General features: G+C 64.4%; 17 protein-coding genes and 2 pseudogenes. 3 read left to right on the top strand and 16 right to left on the bottom strand.

Going from position 1 to position 21939, the window contains the following annotated elements:
- Positions 1-8: 8 nt before the first annotated feature.
- Both EN786_RS09780 and EN786_RS09775 read right to left on the bottom strand, forming a co-directional pair.
- On the bottom strand, positions 9-1928 hold the full coding sequence (locus EN786_RS09780) for a potassium transporter Kup (RefSeq protein ID WP_127285268.1): 1920 nt from the start codon (positions 1926-1928) through the stop codon (positions 9-11).
- 103 nt (positions 1929-2031) lie between these two features.
- Positions 2032-2772, bottom strand: coding sequence for a pyridoxine 5'-phosphate synthase (locus EN786_RS09775; protein ID WP_127285267.1), 741 nt, complete (start codon positions 2770-2772; stop codon positions 2032-2034).
- Between the two features lie 145 nt (positions 2773-2917).
- Here EN786_RS09775 and EN786_RS09770 point away from each other — a divergent pair, with 145 nt between their 5' ends.
- Positions 2918-3322 carry an STAS/SEC14 domain-containing protein gene (locus EN786_RS09770; RefSeq protein WP_127285266.1) on the top strand — a complete coding sequence of 135 codons (405 nt, stop codon included), beginning with the start codon at positions 2918-2920 and terminating at the stop codon, positions 3320-3322.
- Positions 3323-3334: 12 nt separating this feature from the next.
- Here EN786_RS09770 and EN786_RS09765 read toward each other — a convergent pair whose 3' ends face one another.
- From EN786_RS09765 to EN786_RS09715, 11 genes and pseudogenes are all read right to left on the bottom strand, one after another.
- Entirely contained in the window at positions 3335-4462 is a 1128-nt protein-coding gene (locus EN786_RS09765; protein ID WP_127285265.1) for an ATP-dependent RecD-like DNA helicase, read from the bottom strand.
- 168 nt (positions 4463-4630) lie between these two features.
- Positions 4631-5506 (bottom strand): annotated as a pseudogene (fusA, locus tag EN786_RS09760) (elongation factor G); the annotation flags it as partial.
- A 22-nt stretch (positions 5507-5528) separates the two neighbouring features.
- Complete coding sequence (locus tag EN786_RS09755; RefSeq protein ID WP_127285263.1) at positions 5529-5894, bottom strand: nitrile hydratase accessory protein; 366 nt, start codon at positions 5892-5894, stop codon at positions 5529-5531.
- Positions 5881-6538 (bottom strand): annotated as a pseudogene (gene nthB / locus EN786_RS09750) (nitrile hydratase subunit beta). The gene EN786_RS09755 and the pseudogene nthB overlap by 14 nt, the downstream one beginning before the upstream one ends.
- A gap of 13 nt (positions 6539-6551) precedes the next feature.
- On the bottom strand, positions 6552-7157 hold the full coding sequence (gene nthA, locus EN786_RS09745; RefSeq protein WP_127285261.1) for a nitrile hydratase subunit alpha: 606 nt from the start codon (positions 7155-7157) through the stop codon (positions 6552-6554).
- A gap of 69 nt (positions 7158-7226) precedes the next feature.
- Complete coding sequence (locus EN786_RS09740; RefSeq protein ID WP_127309603.1) at positions 7227-10391, bottom strand: efflux RND transporter permease subunit; 3165 nt, start codon at positions 10389-10391, stop codon at positions 7227-7229.
- Entirely contained in the window at positions 10388-11665 is a 1278-nt protein-coding gene (locus EN786_RS09735) for an efflux RND transporter periplasmic adaptor subunit (protein WP_127309602.1), read from the bottom strand. The genes EN786_RS09740 and EN786_RS09735 overlap by 4 nt, the downstream gene beginning before the upstream one ends.
- 340 nt (positions 11666-12005) lie before the next feature.
- Entirely contained in the window at positions 12006-12602 is a 597-nt protein-coding gene (locus EN786_RS09730) for a LysE family translocator (RefSeq protein ID WP_127309601.1), read from the bottom strand.
- A gap of 146 nt (positions 12603-12748) precedes the next feature.
- Complete coding sequence (gene ilvN, locus EN786_RS09725) at positions 12749-13321, bottom strand: acetolactate synthase small subunit (protein WP_006204962.1); 573 nt, start codon at positions 13319-13321, stop codon at positions 12749-12751.
- An 84-nt stretch (positions 13322-13405) separates the two neighbouring features.
- Positions 13406-15187, bottom strand: coding sequence for an acetolactate synthase 3 large subunit (locus tag EN786_RS09720; protein ID WP_127309600.1), 1782 nt, complete (start codon positions 15185-15187; stop codon positions 13406-13408).
- A gap of 258 nt (positions 15188-15445) precedes the next feature.
- Complete coding sequence (locus EN786_RS09715; protein WP_127309599.1) at positions 15446-16597, bottom strand: DUF6600 domain-containing protein; 1152 nt, start codon at positions 16595-16597, stop codon at positions 15446-15448.
- Here EN786_RS09715 and EN786_RS37655 point away from each other — a divergent pair.
- Both EN786_RS37655 and EN786_RS09710 read left to right on the top strand, forming a co-directional pair.
- The gene (locus EN786_RS37655) at positions 16596-16769 is read left to right on the top strand and encodes a hypothetical protein (protein ID WP_189340355.1); all 174 of its coding nucleotides are present in this window, start codon (positions 16596-16598) and stop codon (positions 16767-16769) included. The genes EN786_RS09715 and EN786_RS37655 overlap by 2 nt on opposite strands.
- A 96-nt stretch (positions 16770-16865) precedes the next feature.
- Positions 16866-18668, top strand: a complete 1803-nt coding sequence (locus tag EN786_RS09710) for an NAD(P)/FAD-dependent oxidoreductase (protein ID WP_127309598.1) — start codon at positions 16866-16868, stop codon at positions 18666-18668.
- A 69-nt stretch (positions 18669-18737) separates the two neighbouring features.
- Here EN786_RS09710 and EN786_RS09705 read toward each other — a convergent pair whose 3' ends face one another.
- The 3 genes from EN786_RS09705 to EN786_RS09695 all read right to left on the bottom strand — a co-directional run bounded on the left by EN786_RS09705 (position 18738) and on the right by EN786_RS09695 (position 21931).
- Positions 18738-19883, bottom strand: a complete 1146-nt coding sequence (locus EN786_RS09705; protein ID WP_127309597.1) for a PcfJ domain-containing protein — start codon at positions 19881-19883, stop codon at positions 18738-18740.
- A gap of 294 nt (positions 19884-20177) precedes the next feature.
- Positions 20178-20768, bottom strand: coding sequence for an HD domain-containing protein (locus tag EN786_RS09700; protein ID WP_127309596.1), 591 nt, complete (start codon positions 20766-20768; stop codon positions 20178-20180).
- Positions 20765-21931, bottom strand: a complete 1167-nt coding sequence (locus EN786_RS09695) for a gamma-butyrobetaine dioxygenase (RefSeq protein WP_245478194.1) — start codon at positions 21929-21931, stop codon at positions 20765-20767. The genes EN786_RS09700 and EN786_RS09695 overlap by 4 nt, the downstream gene beginning before the upstream one ends.
- Positions 21932-21939 lie beyond the last annotated feature (8 nt).

Raw genomic sequence — 21939 nt, 5'->3', positions numbered from 1 at the left:
CTCCGCTGTTAGATGGCGACTTGCGTGCCGATCTCCACCACGCGCCCCGTTGGAATCTGGAAATACTCCGTGGCATCGGCTGCCGTGCGCGCCAGGCCGATGAACAGCCTGTCCTGCCACACCGGCATGCCGGAATTGGGCGAAGCTTTCAGCGAGCGCCGCGACAGGAAGAACGACGTCGTCATGATGTCGAACTTCCAGCCCTGCTTGCGGCAGATCGCCAGCGCGCGCGGGATGTTCGGCTGCTCCATGTAGCCGAAGGTCAGCGTCACCCGCATGAACAGCTCGTTGACTGTCTCCATCTTGACGCGGTCGCTGTCGGGCACCACCGGCTGCGGCGCCGTCACCACCGACAGGATGACGTTCTGCTCGTGCAGCACCTTGTAGTGCTTCAAGCTGTGCATCAGCGCGGTCGGCGCGCTCAGCGGATCGCTGGTCAGGAACACTGCCGTGCCGGACACCAGTTGCGGCTTCTTCTTCAGCAAATTGCCGGCCAGGAAATCGAGCGGGATCTCGTTGCGGCGGGTCTTGTCGAACAGGTAGCGGCTGCCCCGCACCCACGTCCACATGGCCAGGATGATCGTGAAGGCCACCGCCAGCGACGCCCAGCCGCCCTCGAACACCTTGACGATGTTGGAGGCGAAGAAGCCAACGTCGATGAAGGCGAACAGCGCCGTCATCGACACCGCCACCCAAAGCTGCCATTTCCAGATGCGCGTCATGACGACATAGAGCAGCACCGTCGTCACCAGCATGTTGCCGGTCACCGAGATGCCGTAGGCCGAGGCGAGCTTGCTGGATTCGCCGAAACCGACCACCAAGAGCATCACCACCAGCGCCAGCAGCAGGTTGACGCGCGGCATGTAGATCTGGCCGGACTGCTTTTCCGACGTGTGCAGGATCTCGAGCCTCGGCAGCATGTTGAGCTGCACCGCCTGCCTGGTCAGCGAAAAGGCGCCGGAGATCACCGCCTGGCTGGCGATCACGGTGGCGGCGGTCGCCAGCACCACCATCGGGATCAGCGTCCAGCCCTGGTTCATCTCGAAGAAGGGATGGCCAACGGTGCCGCCATTGGCGAGCACGAAGGCGCCTTGGCCGACATAGTTGAGCAGCAGGCAGGGAAACACGATCGACAGCCAGGCGAGCACGATCGGCTTGCGCCCGAAATGGCCGAGGTCGGCATAGAGCGCCTCGGCGCCGGTGACGGCGAGGAAGATGGCGCCGATGGTGACGAAGGCCACATCTGGCGAATTGATCAGGAAGGCGACGATGTAATGCGGGCTGACCGCCAGCAGGATTTCGGGGTCGGCGATGATATGGTTGAGGCCTGACAGGCCGATCGCCAGGAACCAGACCGCCGTGATTGGGCCGAAGATCAGCGCGACGCCGCCGGTGCCGAAGCGCTGCACCGAAAACAGGATCGCCAGGATGACAAGCGTCAGCGGCACCACATAGGGCTGGAACGTCGGCGTGACGACATTCATGCCTTCGACCGCCGAAAGCACCGAGATCGCCGGCGTGATCACCGCATCGCCGAAAAACAATGAAGCGCCGACGATGCCAATTCCGAGGATGATTGCCGAGCGCGTCGGGAAACTGCCGCGCGCCAGCGCCATCAGCGACAGCACGCCGCCCTCGCCGCGGTTATCGGCGCGCAGCACGAAGTTGATGTACTTGATGGTGACGATGATGGTCAGCGACCAGATGATCAGCGACAGCACGCCGAGGATATCGCCGCGATCGGCGACGTTGCCGCCGGACGACGCCACCAACGCCTCGCGGAACGCGTAGATCGGGCTCGTGCCGATGTCGCCATAGACCACCCCGAGCGCGCCCAGCATCAACACCTTGGTGCTGTGCTGCTCGATTTCGGGATGGCTCGATTGGTCGACGGGTTCTGCCTCACTACCAGTGTTGGCAAGGGCCATAAACGACACTCCGATAAACGCGCGGTGCTCTACGCTTGCTGCGATGCAATATCAAGTGCCGTCACGTTATGGCTTCCATGTCGGCAACGCGGGGCTCGCCTTCCTACCAACCGCAAGCTCCGAGAAACCGTCCCACCGTGCCGGCCATGCCATACTCCAACGCATCGGCTGTCAACCCGTGTCCGATCGACACTTCCGCCAATGCCGGAATGCGCCTGGCCAGCGCCGGCAGATTGGCCACCGTCAGGTCATGCCCGGCATTGACCTGCAGCCCGGCGGCAAATGCCGCATCAGCGGTTTTTCCCAATCTTTCCAGCTCCTTGGCCGCCTTGGCGGAATCGGAATGGCAACTGCCGTAGGGGCCCGTATAGAGCTCGACGCGGTCGGCGCCGGTGTCGCGCGCGGCATTGATGCCGCCCGGATCCGGATCGGAGAACAGGGACACGCGAAAGCCGCCTTTCTTCAGTCGTTTGACGATCGGAGTGAGGAACGCCGCGTCGGCGATGAAGTTCCAGCCATGGTCCGATGTTGCCTGGCTCGGATCGTCCGGCACCAGCGTCACCTGGTCGGGCTGATGCTTTTCGACAAGCGCCAGGAACTCCTCGGTGGGGTGGCCTTCGATGTTGAATTCCGCCTTCGGGAACTCGTCGTCGATCAGCGCCCTGATCTCGGGCAGGTCGGTGCGCCGCGTGTGCCGCTCGTCGGGCCGCGGATGCACGGTCAGTCCATGCGCGCCCGCCGCAAGCGCGATACGCCCGAGCCCGATGACGCTCGGCCAGGGCAGGTCGCGGCGGTTGCGCAGCATGGCGATGGCGTTGAGGTTTACGGAAAGCTTGGCGGGCATGGCTTCGGCTCGGGCTCCTCTGGGCACCCGATTGGGCGCCGCCGCGTTTGAATTGCGCGCATCTATAGCGTCTTTGACGGGAACAGACAGAGGGTTTCGGGTGTTCCAGGGGTACGACCCGAGATTGAGCAGGAGGAAAGTGCCCGTGAACTTCCTCGAATCCGTTCCGGCAATCCGGCGCGTCGACACCGACCGCGACACGCTGTTCGCCATCGATGTGGTCGGCCATGTCACGCCAGCCGATGCGGAAAACCTGTTCGGCCTGCTAGAGGCGGCCTATGCGCTGCACGCCAAGATCGACGTGCTGGTGCGCATGGTCGACCACGAGGGCGTCGACTGGGCCGAAGTGTCCGATGAAACCGTCAAGCAGGGCACGGCCCACGCGCTCGAGCATGTCCGCCGCTGCGCTGCGGTCGGCAAGCCCGACTGGGTGCCTTACGCGCAAGGCTTCTTCGCCGCGCCCCTGCCCTTCGAACTCCGGCATTTCGAAGCGCAAGACGAGGCGGATGCCTGGCGCTGGCTCGGCGCCAGGCCCGTCGAACGTCGGTGAGACCGGATCGGCCTATCTGACCACGGTCAGCCGCTCGGCCGCGCGCGTGATCGCGGTGTAGAGCCAGCGCTGGCGGGTTTCCTTGAACGCCCAGCTTTCGTCGAACAGCACGACGTCGTTCCATTGCGAGCCCTGCGCCTTGTGCACAGTCAGCGCATAGCCATAGTCGAAGTCGTCGAAACGTTTCTTCTGCTGCCAGGGGATCTCGGCGTCGGGGTCCTCGAACGCCGCCTTGAGCAGCTTGATCTTGGCGACGCCGCGGTCCGGATCGTCCTCTTCCGGCGAGACCAGCAGGTTGATGCCGGGCTTCACCGTCTCGCGCGACGAGGTCATCACCTTCCACAGCGAGCCGTTGAGCAGGCCCTTGGCGGGGTCGTTGCGCAGGCAGACCAGCTTGTCGCCGGCCTGCGGGAAATCGGCATTGAACCCCTTCAGTTCGCGCAGCCGCTGGTTATAGCGCCGCCGCGTGCGGTTGGTGCCGACCAGCACCTGGTCCGCCTTCAGCACCAGCTCCTGGTTGACGTCTTCCTTGCCGATGACCTGCGCCGAGCCATAGTCGCCGCGCATGAATTCGCGACCCTCGCGCACGTCGAGCGCCAGCCGGATGATCGGATTGTCGCGCGCCTGGCGATGGATCTCGGTGAGCAGAACGTCCGGCTCGTGTTCGGTGAAGAAGCCGCCGCCCGAGATCGGCGGCAGCTGCGCCGGATCGCCGAGCACCAGGATCGGCGTCCCGAAGCTCATCAGGTCGCGGCCGAGCTGCTCGTCGACCATCGAGCACTCGTCGATGACGACCAGCTTGGCGCGCGCGATCGGGCTTTGCCGGTTGAGCGAGAAGGTCGGCGAGATCGAGGTCTTGCCGGTCACCTCGTCCGAGACCGATTCCTCGCCCTTCGGCCTGTAGATCAGCGAATGGATGGTGCGGGCGTTGACCGCGCCCTTGGAGCGCAGCACCTGCGCCGCCTTGCCGGTGAAGGCGGCAAACTGCACCTGGCCGTCGACATGCTCGGCGAAATAGCGCGCCAGCGTCGTCTTGCCGGTGCCGGCATAGCCGAACAGCCGGAAAATCTGCGGCCGGCCGTCTTTCAGCCAGCGCGCGACTGCCTTCAACGCCTCATCCTGTTGGGGAGAGAATTCCATCAGCTGGAAAGACCGGATTCGCAAGCGAAAGACAAGACAGCCGCCACCATATCGACCACCGCCGGTGGTGAAACTCGGCGTCTACGACGGCTCAAACTATCAGGCGCCAATTGGAACGTAAAGGGAACAAATCCTATCGCGTTTCAGTTGGGCTCGGACGGGTGGTGGTCAGCCAAGGGCCATCGCGGCTGGCGGGTCGGGATCGTCGGGTGGAACGGGAACAGGCACGTATCCGGCATAGCTGCCACTCAACCGCGCTTGCCCTTTCGAACACGACCGAAGCGTATCCTCCAGCTTGAACATGTTTGCGAGCGGCACGAGCGCATCGACGACGACCTCGATGCCCCGGGTTTCTTGGCTCTCGATCTTGCCCCGGCGGCTCTTCAAGTCGCTGGCAATGTCGCGGAAATAATCCTTTGGCGTCACCACCTCGACCTTCATGATCGGTTCGAGCAATTGCACGCCAAGCTTGGGTGCGGCTTCGCGAAAACAGGCGCGGCCGGCGATCTCGAACGCCAGCGCCGAGGAGTCGGTATCGTGCCAGGCGCCGTCAACAAGCGTCGCCTTGACACCGATCATCGGAAAGCCTGCGAACGGGCCGGACGATATGACGCTGCGCAGCCCCCTTTCGACTCCCGCCACGTATTGGTCCGGAACCGCACCGCCGACGATCTTGGATGCGAAAACGAAGTCAGCGTTGCGCCCATTCGGCTCGAACGCAATCTTGACGCGAGCGAACCGTCCCTGACCGGCGACGATCGCCTTGTGCGTGTAGTCCTGTTCTCCGGCGTGGGTGATCGTCTCGCGATAGGCCACCTGCGGAGCACCGACATTCAAGTCGATCCCAAACTCGTCGCGCAGGCGATCCACCATGTTGCCAAGGTGACGCTCATCCCTGCCGCCGACGATCGTCTGGCCGGCCTCCTCGTCCCGCGTGACGCACAAGTCGGGATCCCGATCCGCCAGGCTCAACAAGGCGATATTCAGCTGTTCTTCAACGGCTTTCGACTTCGGCTCGATCGCGACTTGAAGCAAAGGCCATGGCGCGGCGGATGTCCCCATCGACCTATCCGGTCTGGCCACGGCCTGCGCTAGGCCCAGGATCGTTCTCCAGCAGGATCGGCTTGCCGTGCGGTGTGGCGTGCGCGGCGCGCTCCCAGGCGGCGGCAAGTCGATCGACATCGCTCCTGCCGGCAACGCCCTTGGCTGACAGCAGGCTTTCCAGCGCCGCCAGCCAGTGCTCGTAATAGTCATGCCTGTCCGCTGCCGCATCCGGCCTCTTCACTTCGGCGGACAGCGCATCGGCCCATTCGCTCCAGGAAAACAGACCTTTGTCGTGCAGCGCCACGGTCATGGCGAAGGCCTCGGCCTGCCACGGCTCGGCGAAGACCGGCTCGTCGAAGTCCGCCGGGAGGTCTTCACGCCGGCTCAAGATAGCTCTCCCAGGCGTCGATCGACACGGTCAGCGTCGGGTCGGCGCCCTCGCCCCAGACCGGTGCCGTCGAAGACCACCGTATAGAGCCATTGCGGGTTCTCGCCTTTCCCATGCGCATTGCTGTCGGGGAAGACAAAGCCCTCGCGCACGACCTCGACGGTGCCTTGCCTGCCGCGTGCGTAGCGCGGCAGCCGCGTGTGCCCGGTCGGATTGAAATTCTTCATGAGCACCCGGTCGCCGGCCCTGAACCGCGCCGGCGTGGCGACCGGCCGGTTGCACGGGCCGCCCCTGGCCAGCGCTGCCGGGACGTTTTCCGCCTTCAGCACTCTCTTGGGAGCAGCTGCCGGATCGACCGCCCGGCCCTCGGCCAGATCGCGGTCGCTGACGAAGCCATGCCGTTTGAGCAGCACTTCCAGCGCCTTGATCCAGATCTGATAGTAGCTCGATGAATAGTAATCGGCCGGATGCAGCGATTCCCGCGCATGCCGGCTTTCGTCGATGTTCCAGGCGCCCATGGCGCCGGCGGTGAGCGTCACGCCGAGTGCCCGCCTTTCCCAGCCGGCATGGAAATAGGGCTCGTCCGTTTCGGGCGCGACCGGCCCAAAGCCCATCTGCCCGCCGAGATCCTGCGGCCCGTTCATGCCGGCTCCCCCGTCATGCCGGCGCCTTTGCCAGTGCGGTGCCGATCATCGCATCGCGGCTCACCAGTTCGGCCAGTTGCTCCTCGCTCCAGCCCTCGGTGCCCTTCGGCCGCATCGGCACCACCAGATAGCGCAGCTCCGCCGTCGAATCCCAGACGCGGATCTTCTTGTCCGCCGGCAGGGTCAGGCCGAATTCCGCCAGCACGCCGCGCGGATCGATCACCGCCCGCGAGCGATAGGGCGGCGCCTTGTACCAGACCGGCGGCAGGCCGAGCACCGTCCACGGATAGCAGGAGCACAGCGTGCAGACGACGAGATTGTGCGTCTCCTCGCTGTTGAAGACGGCCTGCATGTGCTCGCCCTGCCGGCCGGTATAGCCCAGCGATTCGATCGCCGCCGTCGCATTGCGCCTCAGCCAGTCGGCATAGGCCGGATCGGTCCAGGCTTTGGCCACCACCCTGGCGCCGTTGCGCGGGCCGATCTTGGTCTCGTAGGTGTCGACGATGACGTCGATCGCGGCCGGATCGATCAGGCCTTTCTGGGTCAGGATCGTTTCCAGCGCGCGCACGCGCGCCGCGAACGGATCGAGCTCGTTGTCATGGTCATGATCATGCGACATGAGCCCAGACTAGAACCGCCGACATGTGGCCGCAAGCATGTCGGCTTGGGCCAGCAAGCGGCGGTCGAGCTATTCGGCCGCGGCTTTCTGGAGTTGGATGACCCGGCCTTCTTCCGGATCGAACAGCGACGGTTGCTCCGCACTTTCGACCGCATGCAGCGCCGGCCGGCTCTTCTTCATGGAGAAGCCGAGCAGCCAGCCGGAGAAATTCTCGAAATAGACGTAGATCACCGGCGTGACGAAGAGCGTCAATGCCTGCGAGGCGAGCAGGCCGCCGACCACCGCGACGCCGAGCGGCTGGCGCAGTTCGGCGCTGGCGCCGGTGCCGAGCGCGATCGGGAACGTGCCCATCAGCGCCGCCAGCGTCGTCATCATGATCGGCCGGAAACGCATCAGGCAGGCCTTGTGGATGGACTCCACCGCCGACATGCCCTCGCGCCTGAGCTCCAGCGCCACGTCGACCATCATGATGCCGTTCTTCTTGACGATGCCGATCAGCATCAGGATGCCGATCACCGCGATCACCGAAATGTCCATGCCGGCAAAACGGAGTGCAACCACCGCCCCCAGCACCGCCGACGGCAGGCCGGTGAGGATGGTGAGCGGATGGATGAAGCTCTCGTAGAGCATGCCGAGCACGATATAGATGGTCAGGATCGCGCCGCCGATCAGCAGCCCCTGGTTGGCGAGCGAATCCTGGAAGGTCTTGGCGGTACCGGCAAAGCTGGTGCCGATCGTCGTCGGCATGCCGACCTGCTCCTTGAGCTGGTCGATGCGGGTCACGCTGTCGCCCAGCGCCACGCCCGGCGGCAGATTGTAGGAAATCGTCACCGCCGGAAGCTGGCCGAGCTGGTTGACGGTGAGCGCGCCGGCCGTGCGGTCGACATGGGCGAAGGCGCCAAGCGGCACCAGGCTGCCGCTCGCCGTCCGCACCTGGATGGCGAGCATGCGCTCGGGCGACCATTCGATCTTCGGGTCGAGCTCGGTGATCACTGCATAGCTGTCGGCCGAGCCGAAGATCGTCGAGACCTGATCGGTGCCGAAGCCGCCATAGAGGGCCGAGCGCAGCGTATCGGTATCGATGCCGAGCTGGGCGGCCTTGTCGCGGTCCACCACCAACGACGCCTGTAGGGCATTGTTCTGCAGGTCGCTGGTGACATCGGCGAAGAAATTGTGGTCCGCCGCCATCGCGTCATTCAGCTTCTGTGCCCAGATATCGGTCTGGCCGGTGTCGAGGCCTTGAACCACGAGCTGGTAGGCGCTGGCCGACGACCGCGAACCCAGCCTCAGGTTCTGCACCGGCTGCATATAGGTCTCGATGCCAGCCACGCCTGCCAGTTGCTTGCGCAGATCCGAGAGCACCTTTTCGATGTCCGGGCGCTTGTCCTTGTCCTTGAGCTGCACGAACAACTGGCCCTGGTTGAGCGCATTGTTGCCGCTGCCTGCCGACCACGCCACATGATCGACATAGGGCGAATGGGAGAAGACGCTGGCCACCTGGCCCTGGAGCTTGGCCATGGCGTCGAACGAGATGTCCTGGCGGGCGACCGTCGTCACCGATATCTGGCCGATGTCCTCTTGCGGGAAGAAGCCCTTCGGCGAGACCTCGATCAGCCAGACCGACGCCGCAGCGGTGCCGACGAAGACGAGGAACACCAGGAAGGTGTGGCGCAGGCAGAAGCTCAGCAGCCAGTCGTAGCAGCGTGTGACGAAGTCATGCCTGTGGCCGCCTCCATGGGCTACCCTCTCCGCCTTCGAGACCGAAAGCAGGCGCGAGCAGAGCATCGGCGTCAGCGTCAGCGAGACGAACATCGACGCCAGGATGGCGACGGTCACCACGACCGCGAACTCGTTGAAGATGCGGCCGATGACGCCGCCCATCAACAGCACGGGAATGAACACCGCCACCAGCGAGATCGAGATCGAGATGATGGTGAAGCCGATTTCGCGCGCTCCCTTCAGCGACGCGTCGAACGCCGAGAGCCCGTCTTCCTCCATGTGCCGGAAGATGTTTTCGAGCATGACGATGGCGTCGTCGACGACCAGGCCGACGGCGAGCGTCAGTCCCATCAGCGAGATGTTGTCGATGGAAAAGCCGAACAGGAACATCGCACCGAGCGTGGCGATCAGCGAGATCGGCACGGCGACGGCCGGGATGATCGTCGCGGTAACGCGGCGCAGGAAGACGAAGATCACCATCACCACCAGCGCGATGGTCAAAAGCAGCGTGAACTGCACGTCGTCGACGGCCTGGCGGATCGAGGTCGAGCGGTCGTTGAGCAGCTTGATCGAGGCAGCGCCCGGCATCTGGTCCTGGAAGGACGGCAGCATCGCCTTGACCTTGTCGACGACGTCGACCGTGTTGGCGTCCGGCTGGCGCTGCACGGCCATGATGATGGCGCGGGTGCCGTCATACCAACTCGCTGTCGTCGTGGTCTGAACCGAATCGACGACGCGGGTCACATCGCCCAGCCGTACCGGGTGACCGTCTTTGGTGGCGATGATGAGATTCGCGAAACCCGCCGCGTTGTTAAGCTGAGTATCGGCGGTGATGGTCAGTTGCTGCTTGTCGTTCTGCAGAACGCCGAGCGGCGTGTTGCTGTTGGCCGAGGCGACCGCCGTCTGCAGCTGGTCGATCGAGATGCCGCGCGCGGCGAGCGCCGTCGGGTCGATCTGGATGCGCACGGCGTATTTCTGCTGGCCGTAGATCGAAACCTGCGCCACGCCGTCGATGGTCGACAGCGAGGGCGAGATGACGTTCTCGGCGAAGGCATCGAGATCGGTCATTGGAACCGTGTCGCTGACCAGCGACATCAACAGGATCGGCGCGTCGGCCGGATTGACCTTGCGATAGCTCGGCGGCGCCGTCATCTCGGGCGGCAGCGACCTTTGCGTGCGCGCGATCGCCGCCTGCACATCCGCCGCCGCGGCGTCGATGTCGCGGTTGAGCACGAACTGGATGGCGATCGAGGTCTGGCCGAGCGAATTGGTGGTCGAGATGGAATCGATGCCGGCGATCGTGGCGAACTGCTTGATCAGCGGCGTCGCGACGGACGTCGCCATGGTCTCCGGCGAAGCGCCGGCCAGCTGGGCGGAGACGTTGACCACCGGAAACTCGGCGCTGGGCAGCGCCGCGACCGGCAGGAACTTGTAGGCGAAAAGTCCGCCCAGCACGAGGGCGAACGACATCAGAAGCGTGGCGACGGGCCTGCGAATGCAGAATTCGGAGATCATTGGCGGGCCTCGCCCGCCTTGCCGGCTTGCGCAACCTTGGGTGCGCCCTGAGCGCCGCCATTGGCGGCCGCCTTGCCCTCATGCACGGCCGCGCCGTCCTTCAACCTGGTCTGGCCCTCGACGACAACCTTCTCCCCACGCTTGAGGCCCTGGCTGATGGCGCTGTTGTCGCCTTCGGTCAGCGCCACCTGGACGGGGCGCATCTCCACCGTATTGTCCGGCTTGACGACGTAGACGAACGGCCCCTTCTGGCTGGGTTGCACCGCGACGGTCGGAACCGAGGTCATTTGCGGCATCGTGCCGGCGTCGAGCACGACGTTCACATACTGGCCGGGCCACAGCGAAAGATCCGCGTTCGGTACGCTCGCCCGAGTGGCGATAGTGCCGGAGGCGGTGTCGACGCTGGAATCGACGAAGTCGAGCGTGCCCTTGCCGATCGGCGTCGGATCGCCGTCCTTGGTCAGCGTCACGTCGCCTTGCTGCGGGTCGGCCAGCGCCTTGTGCAGCAGGGCGAGGTTGCTCTCCGGCAGGGTGAAATTCACCTGCAGCGGATCCATCTGCGTGATGGTCACCAGCGGGGTCGAGCTGCTGCTGTTGCCGTTGCTGGTGGTGACGAGATCGCCGACCGAGACATTGACGGCCCCCAGCCTGCCCGAGATCGGCGCCGAGATCGCCGCGTAGCTCAACTGCACTGTATCGGCGTCGATGGTGGCCTTGTCCGCGTCGATGGTCGCGGCAGCCGCCTTCTGCGCCGCCAGCGCCTGATCGTAGGTCTGCTGCGTGCCGGCCTGCTTGGCGACGAGGTCCTTGGCGCGCTGCAGGTCGGCCTGGGCGCTGACCAGCATGGCCTGATCCTTCACCAGCGTCGCCTGGTCTTTTGCGAGCTGCGCCTTCAGCGCCCGGTCATCGAGCGAGAACAGAAGATCGCCGACCTTGACCATCTGCCCGTCCTTGACCGCGATCGAGACGATCTGGCTGGAGACGCGGGCGTTGATGGCAACCACGGCCGGCGAGGACACGAAGCCGATGGCATAGCGGCGGATGGGGAAATCGGCGGTGGTGGCGGCCGCGGAAACGATCGAGGCAGAATGCGTGCCACCGCCGCCGCCCTTTGCATTGTCCGGTGCCTTGGCCGTCTTTTCCGTGCCGTTGCTGGCGGCCTGACGACCCGAAATCAGTTGCTGGACTTTGCCCAGCGCCGTCGGCGAAAGGTAGAGACCGGCCCCGGCAACGCAGGCCAGCGCAATCACCGCAAAGACGATTTTTCCGCGCATCGACAACAAGCCCTCTCACGCGACACGCCGAATCCGGTGGTCTATTTCTGCTCGATCCGCGGCGCCTTGCCGCGAATTTCGCCGAAATAGATAGGACAAGGCTTTGGCGGAAAAGGGCCAAAACACGGCATTACGAAGATTTAATGTGCAGTGCACAATAAGGAGGCAACCCGACCGATGGGCCGGGACCGCGACCTAAGATCTGTTGAGAATCAGGTCGGGCCGAGTCGAAAACGGTGATTTCCGAGAACCGGAGCGGAGCGTACCTTTGGGTAGGTGAGCACCGGAAGCGCAGGAAAGCGCGGTTTGCAGGCCGGCCTCACCTGAATTTCAACAGATCTTAGCGCAGCATCGGCCACAGCGTCGCCGCCAACAGCACACCCATGGCGATGTTGAACCATTTCAGCCGCACCGGATCCGACAGGAACCCGCGCAGCGCCGTGCCGAAGCCCGCCCACACCGAGACGCTCGGCAGGTTGACGATGGTGAAGGCGACCGAGATCAGCACCACCGACAGGAACGGGTGCTCCGCATTGGCATAGACGGCCATGGCGGTGATCGCCATCACCCAGGCCTTGGGATTGACCCACTGGAATGCGGCCGCATCTATGAAGCGCATCGGTCGCGCTTCCGTCTCGCCCTTGCTGCTCAGCGAACGCGACATGGCGATCTTCCAAGCGAGATAAAGCAGATAGACGCCGCCGGCGACCTTCAATCCGGTGTGCAGCACCGGAAACGCCGTCAGCACCGCGCCGAGCCCGAAGCCGACGGCAAGCAGCAGCACCAGAAATCCGATGCTGATGCCGAGCATGTGCGGAACGGTCCTGACGATGCCGAAATTGACGCCGGAAGCCAGCAGCATGAGGTTGTTCGGCCCCGGCGTGATCGAGGTGACGAAGGCGTAGACCAGGAGCGCAAGGAACGTTTCAAGCGGCATGACGCCCTCCCAGACAAGTCATCGCGTCGAATAGGTCAGTATAATTGTCCTTTTATACCGGGCGCGCAAAGGCCACCCTGGAGCATCAACCGGGCCAGACGGTCAGGACGGAAATGACGACCTGCCGGCGCTTCGGCGCCGGCCCTTTACATCCCCTGCGGGCCGCGGTTCATCGCCGCCACGCCGGTGCGGCAGATCTCTACCAGGCCGAGCGGCTTCATGATGGCGATGAACTGATCGAGCTTGGAGCCCTTGCCGGTGATCTCGAAGATGAAATGCTCGGTGTTGGCGTCGATGACGCTGGCGCGGAAGGCATCGGCAAGACGCAACGCCTCGACGCGGCTGTCGCCGGTGCCGGCGACCTTGACCAGCGCCAGCTCGCGCTCCAGCGGCCGCTCCTGGCCAAGCTCGTGCGAGCGCACGGTGAGGTCGACCACGCGGTGCACCGGCACGATGCGCTCGAGCTGGTGCTTGATCTGCTCCAGCACATGCGGCGTGCCGCGCGTCACGATTGTGATGCGCGACAGATGCTTCTCGTGCTCGGTCTCCGAGACGGTCAGGCTCTCGATGTTGTAGCCGCGGCCGGAGAACAGGCCGATGACCCGGGCAAGCACGCCCGGCTCGTTGTCGACCAGCACGGAGAGTGTGTGGTTCTCCGGCTTTTCCGTTTCCTTGGCGATGAAATAGGCAGAGCCGGTCGGTTGTAGCTGTGCGTTCATTGGGTGAATCTCGATTTCAACTCTTGGATCTAATTCTCTGTTTGCGCACGGCTTCCTTCGACCAGCCCTGCCTTGGCTCGTCGCCTACACCAGTTCCCTGCCCTTGGCGTCGATGGCATTGGCCACCGCCTCGTCGGTCGCCTCGTCGGGGAGCAGCATCTCGTTATGCGCCTTGCCCGACGGGATCATCGGGAAGCAGTTGGCCAAAGTCGCCACGCGGCAGTCGAACAGCACCGGCTTCTTCACCGCGATCATTTCCCTGATCGCGTCGTCGAGCTCGTCCGGCTTGTCGCAGCGAATGCCGTGGCCGCCATAGGCCTCGGCCAGCTTGACGAAGTCCGGCATCGCCTCGGTGTAGGAATGCGACAGCCGGTTGCCGTGTAACAGCTGCTGCCACTGCCTGACCATGCCCATATACTGGTTGTTGAGGATGAAGATCTTGATCGGCGCTTCGTACTGCACCGCCGTGCTCATCTCCTGCATCGTCATCTGCACCGAGGCATCACCGGCGATGTCGATGACCAGTGCATTGGGATGCGCGATCTGCACGCCGAGCGCCGCCGGCAGGCCGTAGCCCATCGTGCCCAGCCCGCCCGACGTCATCCAGCGGTTCGGCTTCTCGAAATGATAGTGCTGCGCCGCCCACATCTGGTGCTGGCCGACCTCGGTGGTGATGTAGGTGTCCATGTCCTTGGTCAGCGCATAGAGCCGCTGGATGGCGTATTGCGGCATGATCACGTCGGCGTTCGGCTTGTAGGCCAGCGAGTCGCGCGCCCGCCATTTGGCGATCTGCTCCCACCACGGGTAGAGCGCCTTCTTGTCGGCCTTGGCGGTCGCCCGCCACAGCCGCACCAGATCCTCCAGCACCCGGCCGACATCGCCGAGGATCGGCACGTCGGTATGGACGTTCTTGTTGATCGACGACGGATCGATGTCGATGTGGATCTTCTTCGAGTTCGGCGAGAACGCGTTGAGCCGCCCGGTGATGCGGTCGTCGAAACGGGCGCCGATGCAGATCATCACGTCGCAATCGTGCATCGCCATGTTGGCCTCGTAGGTGCCGTGCATGCCGAGCATGCCCACCCAGTTCTTGCCGGAAGCCGGATAGGCGCCGAGCCCCATCAGCGTCGAGGTGATCGGGAAGCCGGTGAGATCGACCAGTTCGCGCAGCAGATGGCTCGCCTCCGGACCGGAATTGATGACGCCGCCTCCCGAATAGATGATCGGCTTCTTTGCGCTGGCCATCAGCTCGACCGCTGCCTTGACCTTCTCCAGGTCGCCCTGGACCTTCGGCTGGTAGCTGGTGCGCGGCGCCGTCTGCGGCGGCACATAGGTGCCCTTGGCGAACTGCACGTCCTTCGGAATGTCGACCACCACCGGGCCGGGGCGCCCGGTGGTCGCGACATGGAAGGCTTCGTGGATCGTGGCCGCGAGCTCGTTGACGTCCTTCACCAGCCAGTTGTGCTTGGTGCAGGGGCGCGTGATACCGACCGTGTCGCATTCCTGGAAAGCGTCGGAACCGATCAGCGAGGTCGGCACCTGGCCGGTCAGGCAGACCAGCGGAATGGAATCCATCAGCGCGTCCTGCAGCGGCGTCACCGCGTTGGTGGCGCCGGGGCCGGACGTCACCAGCAGGACGCCGGCCTTGCCGGTCGAGCGCGCGTAGCCTTCCGCCGCATGGCCGGCGCCCTGCTCGTGCCTGACCAGAATGTGCTCGACCTCGTCCTGTTGGAAAATTTCATCGTAGATCGGGAGAACCGCGCCGCCCGGATAGCCGAAGACATGCTTGACGCCATTGTCCTTCAGCGCCTGCACCACCATTTCAGCGCCCGTCAGTTCGCGCCGCTCGTTCCGCTCGTTGCTCATCGGTCTGGTCCCGTACTGTCGCCATTTGGGCGTTGCTGGTCGTTTAGTCGTGTTTCGGGCAATAAAAAAGGCCCCCGAGGGAGCCTGTGTGATGCGCATGGGAGGTTTTCGCCCGGCGGTTACACCGCCTTGCCCACGCGCCTGCCTACGAGAATGAGTGCCGTTTTCATGGTGGCGGACAGTAGAGGCGGGAAAGCCGGCCTGTCAACCGGGAAAATGCTCCGCCTCGCCACCGTTCGCGTGCCATCCCAAATGGCTTCACCGCGGCGGCTTGCAGTGCGCGACAAGCGGATCGCATTTGGCTCCCTTCCTCGCCTGCACCAGGGAAGGGCAATGCGGCTCGGCCTTCGCCGGCCCATGATGCGGTGTGCGCATCGCCAGCATCTGCTGATGGTTGAGCCTCCTGCGCGGCGCATGTTTGCCATCGGATGTCTCGCCGATCTCCACCTGCCCGGCGCCGGCGATCACCCTCTTGTGCTTTCGGTCGGCGGCGTTCGGTTCCCCTTCGGCGATCGCCGCTGCGGGCCGGATCGTCCTGACGCCCGCGGGCTTCTTCGGCCCATGGCCGGCGGCCTCGGGCGTACCTGCGATAACCGGAGCAGCACCTTGCGCCGGCAGGGAAGCGTTGCCGGCCAGCATCTTCACCGCCTCGCCCTTCGACGGATCGAGCCGGGCTTCGGAGAAGTCGCCCTTGCGCGGCGGGACGATCTTCGCCGCTTTGATCGACGTCACGACCGCCCTGGGAAGCTCAGGCAGGCGCGGCCCGGCATCGATCGCGACGACCTGGTTGCCAAGCCGTACGCGCGGCGCGTTGTGGACGATCACAGTCTGGTTGATGATCGTCGTGTTGCGGATGATGGTCACGTTTTCACGCACCGGCCGCACGACGCTGACGACGTCGGCCACGCCGATCGCCGCCACCGGTGCGAAGCACCACCAGCCCTCGTCGAACGCGACATCGGCAATACGCGGCGGCGCCGGAGCCCAGCCGATGTTGTCGCCGCCTTGGCGCCACACCACCCAGGCCGGCGCCCATTCGTAGCCGGCGATCCAGACCCAGCCGAATTCGGGATCGTACGCCCAGCGCCCGTAGTGGAAGACGATGCCGCCGAACGGCTCGGCCGACTCCCAGTACCAGCCCTCGTCGGTCCAGACCCATCTGCCTTCCGTATAGGGCCGCCATTCAGGCCGGACGGAGGGAACCCACACCTCGCCGAACCGGCTGGAAGTCCGCCAGCCGCCGTAAGTCGCGAGCCGCTCGCGGACGGTCACGGAAACCACGGCCGCATGCGCCGCCTGATAGGACGGAACCGCCAATGGACCGGCCAAAGTCACGCCCAAAGCCAAGGTGACGGCTGCGGAAGCTGCCAGCCCGCGCCGGGCGAATGGATGGATGGAGGACAATTGCATGACGCTCTCCTGGTTCCTTGCATCGCCATTCGCGCCCGTTGCTCTTGTCTTGAGACGCCATGGCCGCAATGCGGCAAAAGCCGATCACGATTGCGCGACCAATGGAGCGTCGCGCCACCTCCTCCTCGCCGGGCAAACCATTGAAAACACGCCAAACTATTGGAGGGCATGACGCGAGAACAGTTTTGCCGAAATACTTGCGCATGCCGGACGGGGCGATCCGGCTCCAGCGCTCGATCAAGAAGCGATCCCAAGACCGGAGGAACTGATGCTCGACAAGACCCCGAACAAGAAGCTTTCCGACCTGCTCGACCAATTCGGCGCGGCACTTGCCGCCGGCGATATCGACAAGGCCGTCGCCTGCTTTCAGGACGACTGCTACTGGCGCGATCTCGTCGCCTTCACCTGGAACATCAAGACCATGGAAGGCCGCGACCAGGTGCGCGACATGCTTGTGAGCCAGTTGGCCAAGACGAAGCCTTCGAACTGGGCGATCGCCGACGGCGAGGATGCCAGCGAGAACGGCGGGGTGCTGGAAGGTTGGATCCGCTTCGAGACGGCGGTGGCGCGCGGCTTTGGCCACATCAGGCTGAAGGACGGCAAGATCTGGACGTTGCTTACCACCATGGCGGAGCTGAAGGGCCATGAAGAGCCGGCCGGCTTCGCCCGGCCGCTGGGCGCCAGGCACGGCCATGGCAAGAACCGGCCGACCTGGAAGGAGGAGCGCGAGAAGGAAGCGGCCGAACTCGGTTTCAAGACGCAGCCGCATACGCTCATCATCGGCGGCGGCCAGGGCGGCATCGCGCTGGGCGCCCGGCTGCGCCAGCTCGGCGTGCCCACCATCATCGTCGAGAAGAACGAACGTGCAGGCGACAGCTGGCGCAAGCGCTACAAGTCGCTCTGCCTGCACGATCCGGTCTGGTACGACCATCTGCCGTACATCGACTTCCCCAGGAACTGGCCGGTCTTCTCGCCCAAGGACAAGATCGGCGACTGGCTGGAAATGTACACCAAGGTGATGGAGCTGAATTACTGGTCCTCGACCGAGGCCAAGAGCGCCGCCTATGACGACAAGACGAAGGAATGGACCGTCGTCGTCCACCGCGACGGCAAGGACATCACGCTGAAGCCGAAGCAGTTGGTGCTGGCGACCGGCATGTCCAGCAAGGCCAACATGCCAAGCTTCAAGGGCATGGACAGCTTCAAGGGTGATCAGCATCATTCCTCGAAGCATCCCGGCCCCGACGCCTATGCCGGCAAGAAGGCCGTCGTCATCGGTTCGAACAATTCCGCCCACGATATCGCCGCCGCACTCTGGGAGGCCGGCGCCGACGTAACCATGGTGCAGCGCTCGACCACCCACATCTCCAGATCCGACACGCTGATGGAGATCGGGCTGGGTTCGCTCTACTCGGAAAAGGCCGTGCAAAGCGGCATGACGACGGCCAAGGCGGATCTCATCTTCGCCTCCTTGCCCTACAAGATCCTGCACGAATTCCAGATCCCCGCCTACGCCGAGATGAAGAAACGCGATGCCGCGTTCTACAAGGGCCTGGAAGAGGCCGGCTTCATGCTGGACTGGGGTGACGACGAGTCCGGCCTGTTCATGAAATATCTCAGGCGCGGCTCCGGTTATTATATCGACGTCGGCGCGTCCGACCTCATCATCGACGGCTCGATCAAGTTGAAGAGCGGCGTCGAGGTGAAGGAAATCAGGGAGCATTCGCTGCTTTTCTCCGACGGCTCGGAATTGCCGGCGGACCTGATCGTCTACGCCACCGGCTACGGCTCGATGAATGGCTGGGCGGCCGACCTGATCTCCCGCGAGGTGGCCGACAAGGTCGGCAAATGCTGGGGTCTCGGCTCCAATACCACCAAGGATCCCGGCCCCTGGGAAGGCGAGCTGCGCAACATGTGGAAGCCGACGCAACAGGAGGCGCTCTGGTTCCATGGCGGCAACCTGCATCAGTCACGCCACTACTCGCAATTCCTGTCGCTGCAGTTGAAGGCGCGGCACGAAGGCATCGCGACACCGGTCTACGGGCTGCAGCAGGTTCACCACAAGGGATAGGCCGCTCTGCCGCTTGTGCGAACAACAACGCGTAGCCCGCGCGGCCTCTCGGCCGCGCGGGCTTTTATTTCAGGCCCGGAGCACCACGCCCCTCGCCTTGGCCCAGCGCTCGACGATCTTGCGCTCCTCCAGCGTTGCGAGGCGGTTGCCGAAACCGCGCACCTGCACGGCGCGGTTTTGCGGGTCGAGCTCGATCGTCAGCAAGCGCTCGATCTTGCCAAACGCCTTGCGCCGCAGCACCCAGATCGAGGCGTTGCCGGCGATGCACTTGGCGGCATACAGCGAGACGCAGTGATGCATCGCGCGGCTTTCGGCAACCAGGTCCTCGGCCGTCTTCAGCTGGCGAACGAAGAACCGCTCGCCATGCGCCTTCGCCTCCTTGGCCGACGGCTCCCAGTCCCAGTCCTCGAGCCGCGAGCCATCCCAAGCAGGGCCTTGCGCCTGCTGCCCTTTCCCGGCGGCGCGGCGGCGCATCGCCTCGATGCGCTCGATCGCGGCAATGTCGCGGTGCCATTCCACCATCTGCCTGCGCAGCGAGACAAGCGTGCGCCCCTTCAGGCTGTAGGCTCGATCGCGCCGGTGCATGGCGCCGAGATAGTCGCACAGGTCGTCGATCTCCTCCCGCGAGGTGGGATGTCCGCAGAAGAACCGCGCCACCTCGCGCCAGAAGGCAATCTCGCCACGTGGCGTGCGCGCGATCTTCGTCCGGGCGAGCCGGGCCGCCAGGCCGGGATCGTCCGTGCAGGACCGGACGATCGCCAACCAGATCGCCTCCTCGAAGGTGAAATCGCCGACGACGTTCACGAAGCAATGCACTTCCTTGCGCGACAGCCAGGCATTGGCGCCCGCCTTGTAGAGGGAGTCGCCACGCGCGGCCGCGACGTACCAGGCCTTGCGAAGCGCGACCTCGTCGGCGTTCAGCCCCGAGCTATCCAGCCAGATCGCCTCGAGCGGCGTCGAAACCGGATAGCGCGCATAAAGAAAACGGGCAGCCGCCAGCCGCAGCCGCGCGGGGTCGCGCGTCTTCAGCTTCGGGCGCCACAAGGCGCCGTCGCGGATGGCCATGCGGGCAAAGCCCCGGCATGCTTCCTCGATCGCCCGCTCGAAATCCGGAGCGGGACGCTGAACGGCGGAAACCCGCCGCAGCGTTACCTGATATGCTTCAATGCGTTGGCGCTCGGCGTCCTGCCTGAGCTGGATCATGGATTTGGCCATGGCCGTTCTTCCTAATTGGACCCCTGTCAGCCGCACGCAATTCCAGCGTCGGCACGGAATGTGTCGATCTGGATTGCCGGGACATTGACAGGTCTCCTTCGGAAGACGGATTAGGAATGGGCGGCTTCTCTAGGCTCGCGGCAGATTTGACGCAAGAGGCGTTCTTTGAAGACTTGCAATCGCCGGCCAGAGTGTTGCACGGAAGCATTTCTAGTCTTTCAGGTAACCACTATTGTCGGCAAGGACTCTCAGCTTTGAAATGCATCGCGATTTAATGGCCTCTATCGCCAAGCATCACGCGGCCTTTTCCGCCGCGAACTTCCTCACCACCCGCTCCAGCAGCGGCGCGTAGTCGCGAAAGGCGCGCGTCTTCATGTTGGCGACCTTGCCGCCCTCGTCCCAGATGCGGACGCGCACCGCCTCCTCATGGAACGGGTTCCTGCGGAACTCGGCCACCTCCTCGGCGCTCATCGGCCCGCCCTGCAGCGACAGCGTGTGGACAGAGGCCGGCGAGAGCTTGCCGAAATAGGTCGGGTCGGTGGCGCAGAGATAGCGCTTGGCCGAGACATGCAGCCGCACGCATTCGACGATGACCGGCGGGAAGAACGGCGCCAGCACCTCGCCGCCCGCCTCGTCATGATGCTTGTCCTCGACATCGTCGGGCGAATAGGTGCCGAACTCGCTGGTGTAGTGTCCGATGTCGTGCAGCAGCGCCGCCGCCACCAGCTCGTCCGGCGCGCCGTCCTGCTCGGCCAGCCACGCGCCCTGCAGCATGTGCTCCGACATGGTGACGGGCTCGCCGAGATAGGATTCGGCACCACGTCGCACAAAAATGTCGGCGATGAATTCGACGATGTTGCCGCTGTTCAGCGCCTGCCCGTTCATTCCGCCGCCTCCCTGAAATCGTGCTCGATCGCCGCAAGCGTCGACAACAGCCCGTCCTTGTCGGCGTAGCAGCCCTGCAGCCAGCGTTTGCCCGAGCCGGAAAACGCCTTGCGCGCATGCATGACGCGGGTGTTGTCGACGATGAAGGCCTGCCCAGCCTCCAGCTTGAAGGTCACCTCGAAGCCGGGATCCTCGATCAGCTCGGCGAACCGGCGATAAGCGGCGTAGTATTTGTCCATCTCGGCGAACGGCACGTCGACCGTCGGCGCCAGCGAGCGGTTGTTGAAGCGGATGCAGAGCAGTTCGCCATCCGGGCCGAGCTCGATCATCGGGCGCTTGGCTTGCAGACGCACGCCCGACGAGCCGGCATATTCGAAGCGTGCCGGATAGGAGCTCAGCAGACGGAACCCGTGCGGATCTTCGGCCTGCAGCGCGGCCGCCACCGCGAAACCGTCGACTACGGTGGATTCGCCGCCCTCGACCGTGTTCTCGATGCAGGCAAGGATCTGCAGCGTCGGCACCGGATCGCGGTAGGGATTGTCGGTATGCGCCTGCAGGCCGAGATTGGTGTAGGCGAGATTGTTCGGATTGACCTCGGCGCGCACCTCGAACCAGCGCCCGTAATTGGTCTCCCTGATGTAACCGAACAGGTCGGACACCTTGCACAGCGCCCCCGACTCCGCCGGCAGGCCATCCATCACCGCAAAGCCGTAAGTCCTCACTGCCGAAAGCCATTCCCTGAGCACGCTGCGATCGTGGCTGGCGGCCGCATATGCCGCGCGCGGCACCGAATTCTGCATCGTCGCCCTTGTCCAGCATTGAACCACGTCGGCCGTCCAGCCTCCCTTGCGCAGTTCGACACGGTCATAGGCATGCGCGTACAACCAGCCTGCCGGGAAACTGACGGTCTTTTGCTCGGGGACGAAGCTGATCTCCAGTGCGCCGCCCTTGACCGAAGCCGCCGCGATCCGCGTCCCGGCCGGAATGTCGAGAATGGTGATCAGGCGCTGACCGTTGCCGGCGCTGCGCGTCTTGTCGTCCAACGCATTGTCGCGCAGCCACATGGCGTGAAAGCGGGTGCGCATCCCGTTGTCCCAGCTCAGTTCGACCGTTCGTCCGTCGTCGCCGATCAGCGCCTTGGTCAGCATGTCCAGCAGCTCCATCTTTCCCA

The sequence above is a fragment of the Mesorhizobium sp. M4B.F.Ca.ET.143.01.1.1 genome (genome assembly GCF_004792275.1).
Taxonomy (GTDB): Bacteria; Pseudomonadota; Alphaproteobacteria; order Rhizobiales; family Rhizobiaceae; genus Mesorhizobium; species Mesorhizobium abyssinicae.
This window is presented reverse-complemented; position numbering and strand designations above follow the sequence as displayed.

What these genes read in the sequence shown, in the direction of transcription:
- EN786_RS09780 (WP_127285268.1), bottom strand. Translation starts at nt 1,928, where the DNA reads ATGGCCCTTGCCAACACTGGTAGTGAGGCAGAACCCGTCGACCAATCG.
- EN786_RS09775 (WP_127285267.1), bottom strand. Translation starts at nt 2,772, where the DNA reads ATGCCCGCCAAGCTTTCCGTAAACCTCAACGCCATCGCCATGCTGCGC.
- EN786_RS09765 (WP_127285265.1), bottom strand. Translation starts at nt 4,462, where the DNA reads ATGGAATTCTCTCCCCAACAGGATGAGGCGTTGAAGGCAGTCGCGCGC.
- nthA (WP_127285261.1), bottom strand. Translation starts at nt 7,157, where the DNA reads ATGTCGCATGATCATGACCATGACAACGAGCTCGATCCGTTCGCGGCG.
- EN786_RS09740 (WP_127309603.1), bottom strand. Translation starts at nt 10,391, where the DNA reads ATGATCTCCGAATTCTGCATTCGCAGGCCCGTCGCCACGCTTCTGATG.
- EN786_RS09735 (WP_127309602.1), bottom strand. Translation starts at nt 11,665, where the DNA reads ATGCGCGGAAAAATCGTCTTTGCGGTGATTGCGCTGGCCTGCGTTGCC.
- EN786_RS09730 (WP_127309601.1), bottom strand. Translation starts at nt 12,602, where the DNA reads ATGCCGCTTGAAACGTTCCTTGCGCTCCTGGTCTACGCCTTCGTCACC.
- ilvN (WP_006204962.1), bottom strand. Translation starts at nt 13,321, where the DNA reads ATGAACGCACAGCTACAACCGACCGGCTCTGCCTATTTCATCGCCAAG.
- EN786_RS09720 (WP_127309600.1), bottom strand. Translation starts at nt 15,187, where the DNA reads ATGAGCAACGAGCGGAACGAGCGGCGCGAACTGACGGGCGCTGAAATG.
- EN786_RS37655 (WP_189340355.1), top strand. Translation starts at nt 16,596, where the DNA reads ATGACGCTCTCCTGGTTCCTTGCATCGCCATTCGCGCCCGTTGCTCTT.
- EN786_RS09715 (WP_127309599.1), bottom strand. Translation starts at nt 16,597, where the DNA reads ATGCAATTGTCCTCCATCCATCCATTCGCCCGGCGCGGGCTGGCAGCT.
- EN786_RS09710 (WP_127309598.1), top strand. Translation starts at nt 16,866, where the DNA reads ATGCTCGACAAGACCCCGAACAAGAAGCTTTCCGACCTGCTCGACCAA.
- EN786_RS09705 (WP_127309597.1), bottom strand. Translation starts at nt 19,883, where the DNA reads ATGGCCAAATCCATGATCCAGCTCAGGCAGGACGCCGAGCGCCAACGC.
- EN786_RS09700 (WP_127309596.1), bottom strand. Translation starts at nt 20,768, where the DNA reads ATGAACGGGCAGGCGCTGAACAGCGGCAACATCGTCGAATTCATCGCC.
- EN786_RS09695 (WP_245478194.1), bottom strand. Translation starts at nt 21,931, where the DNA reads ATGGAGCTGCTGGACATGCTGACCAAGGCGCTGATCGGCGACGACGGA.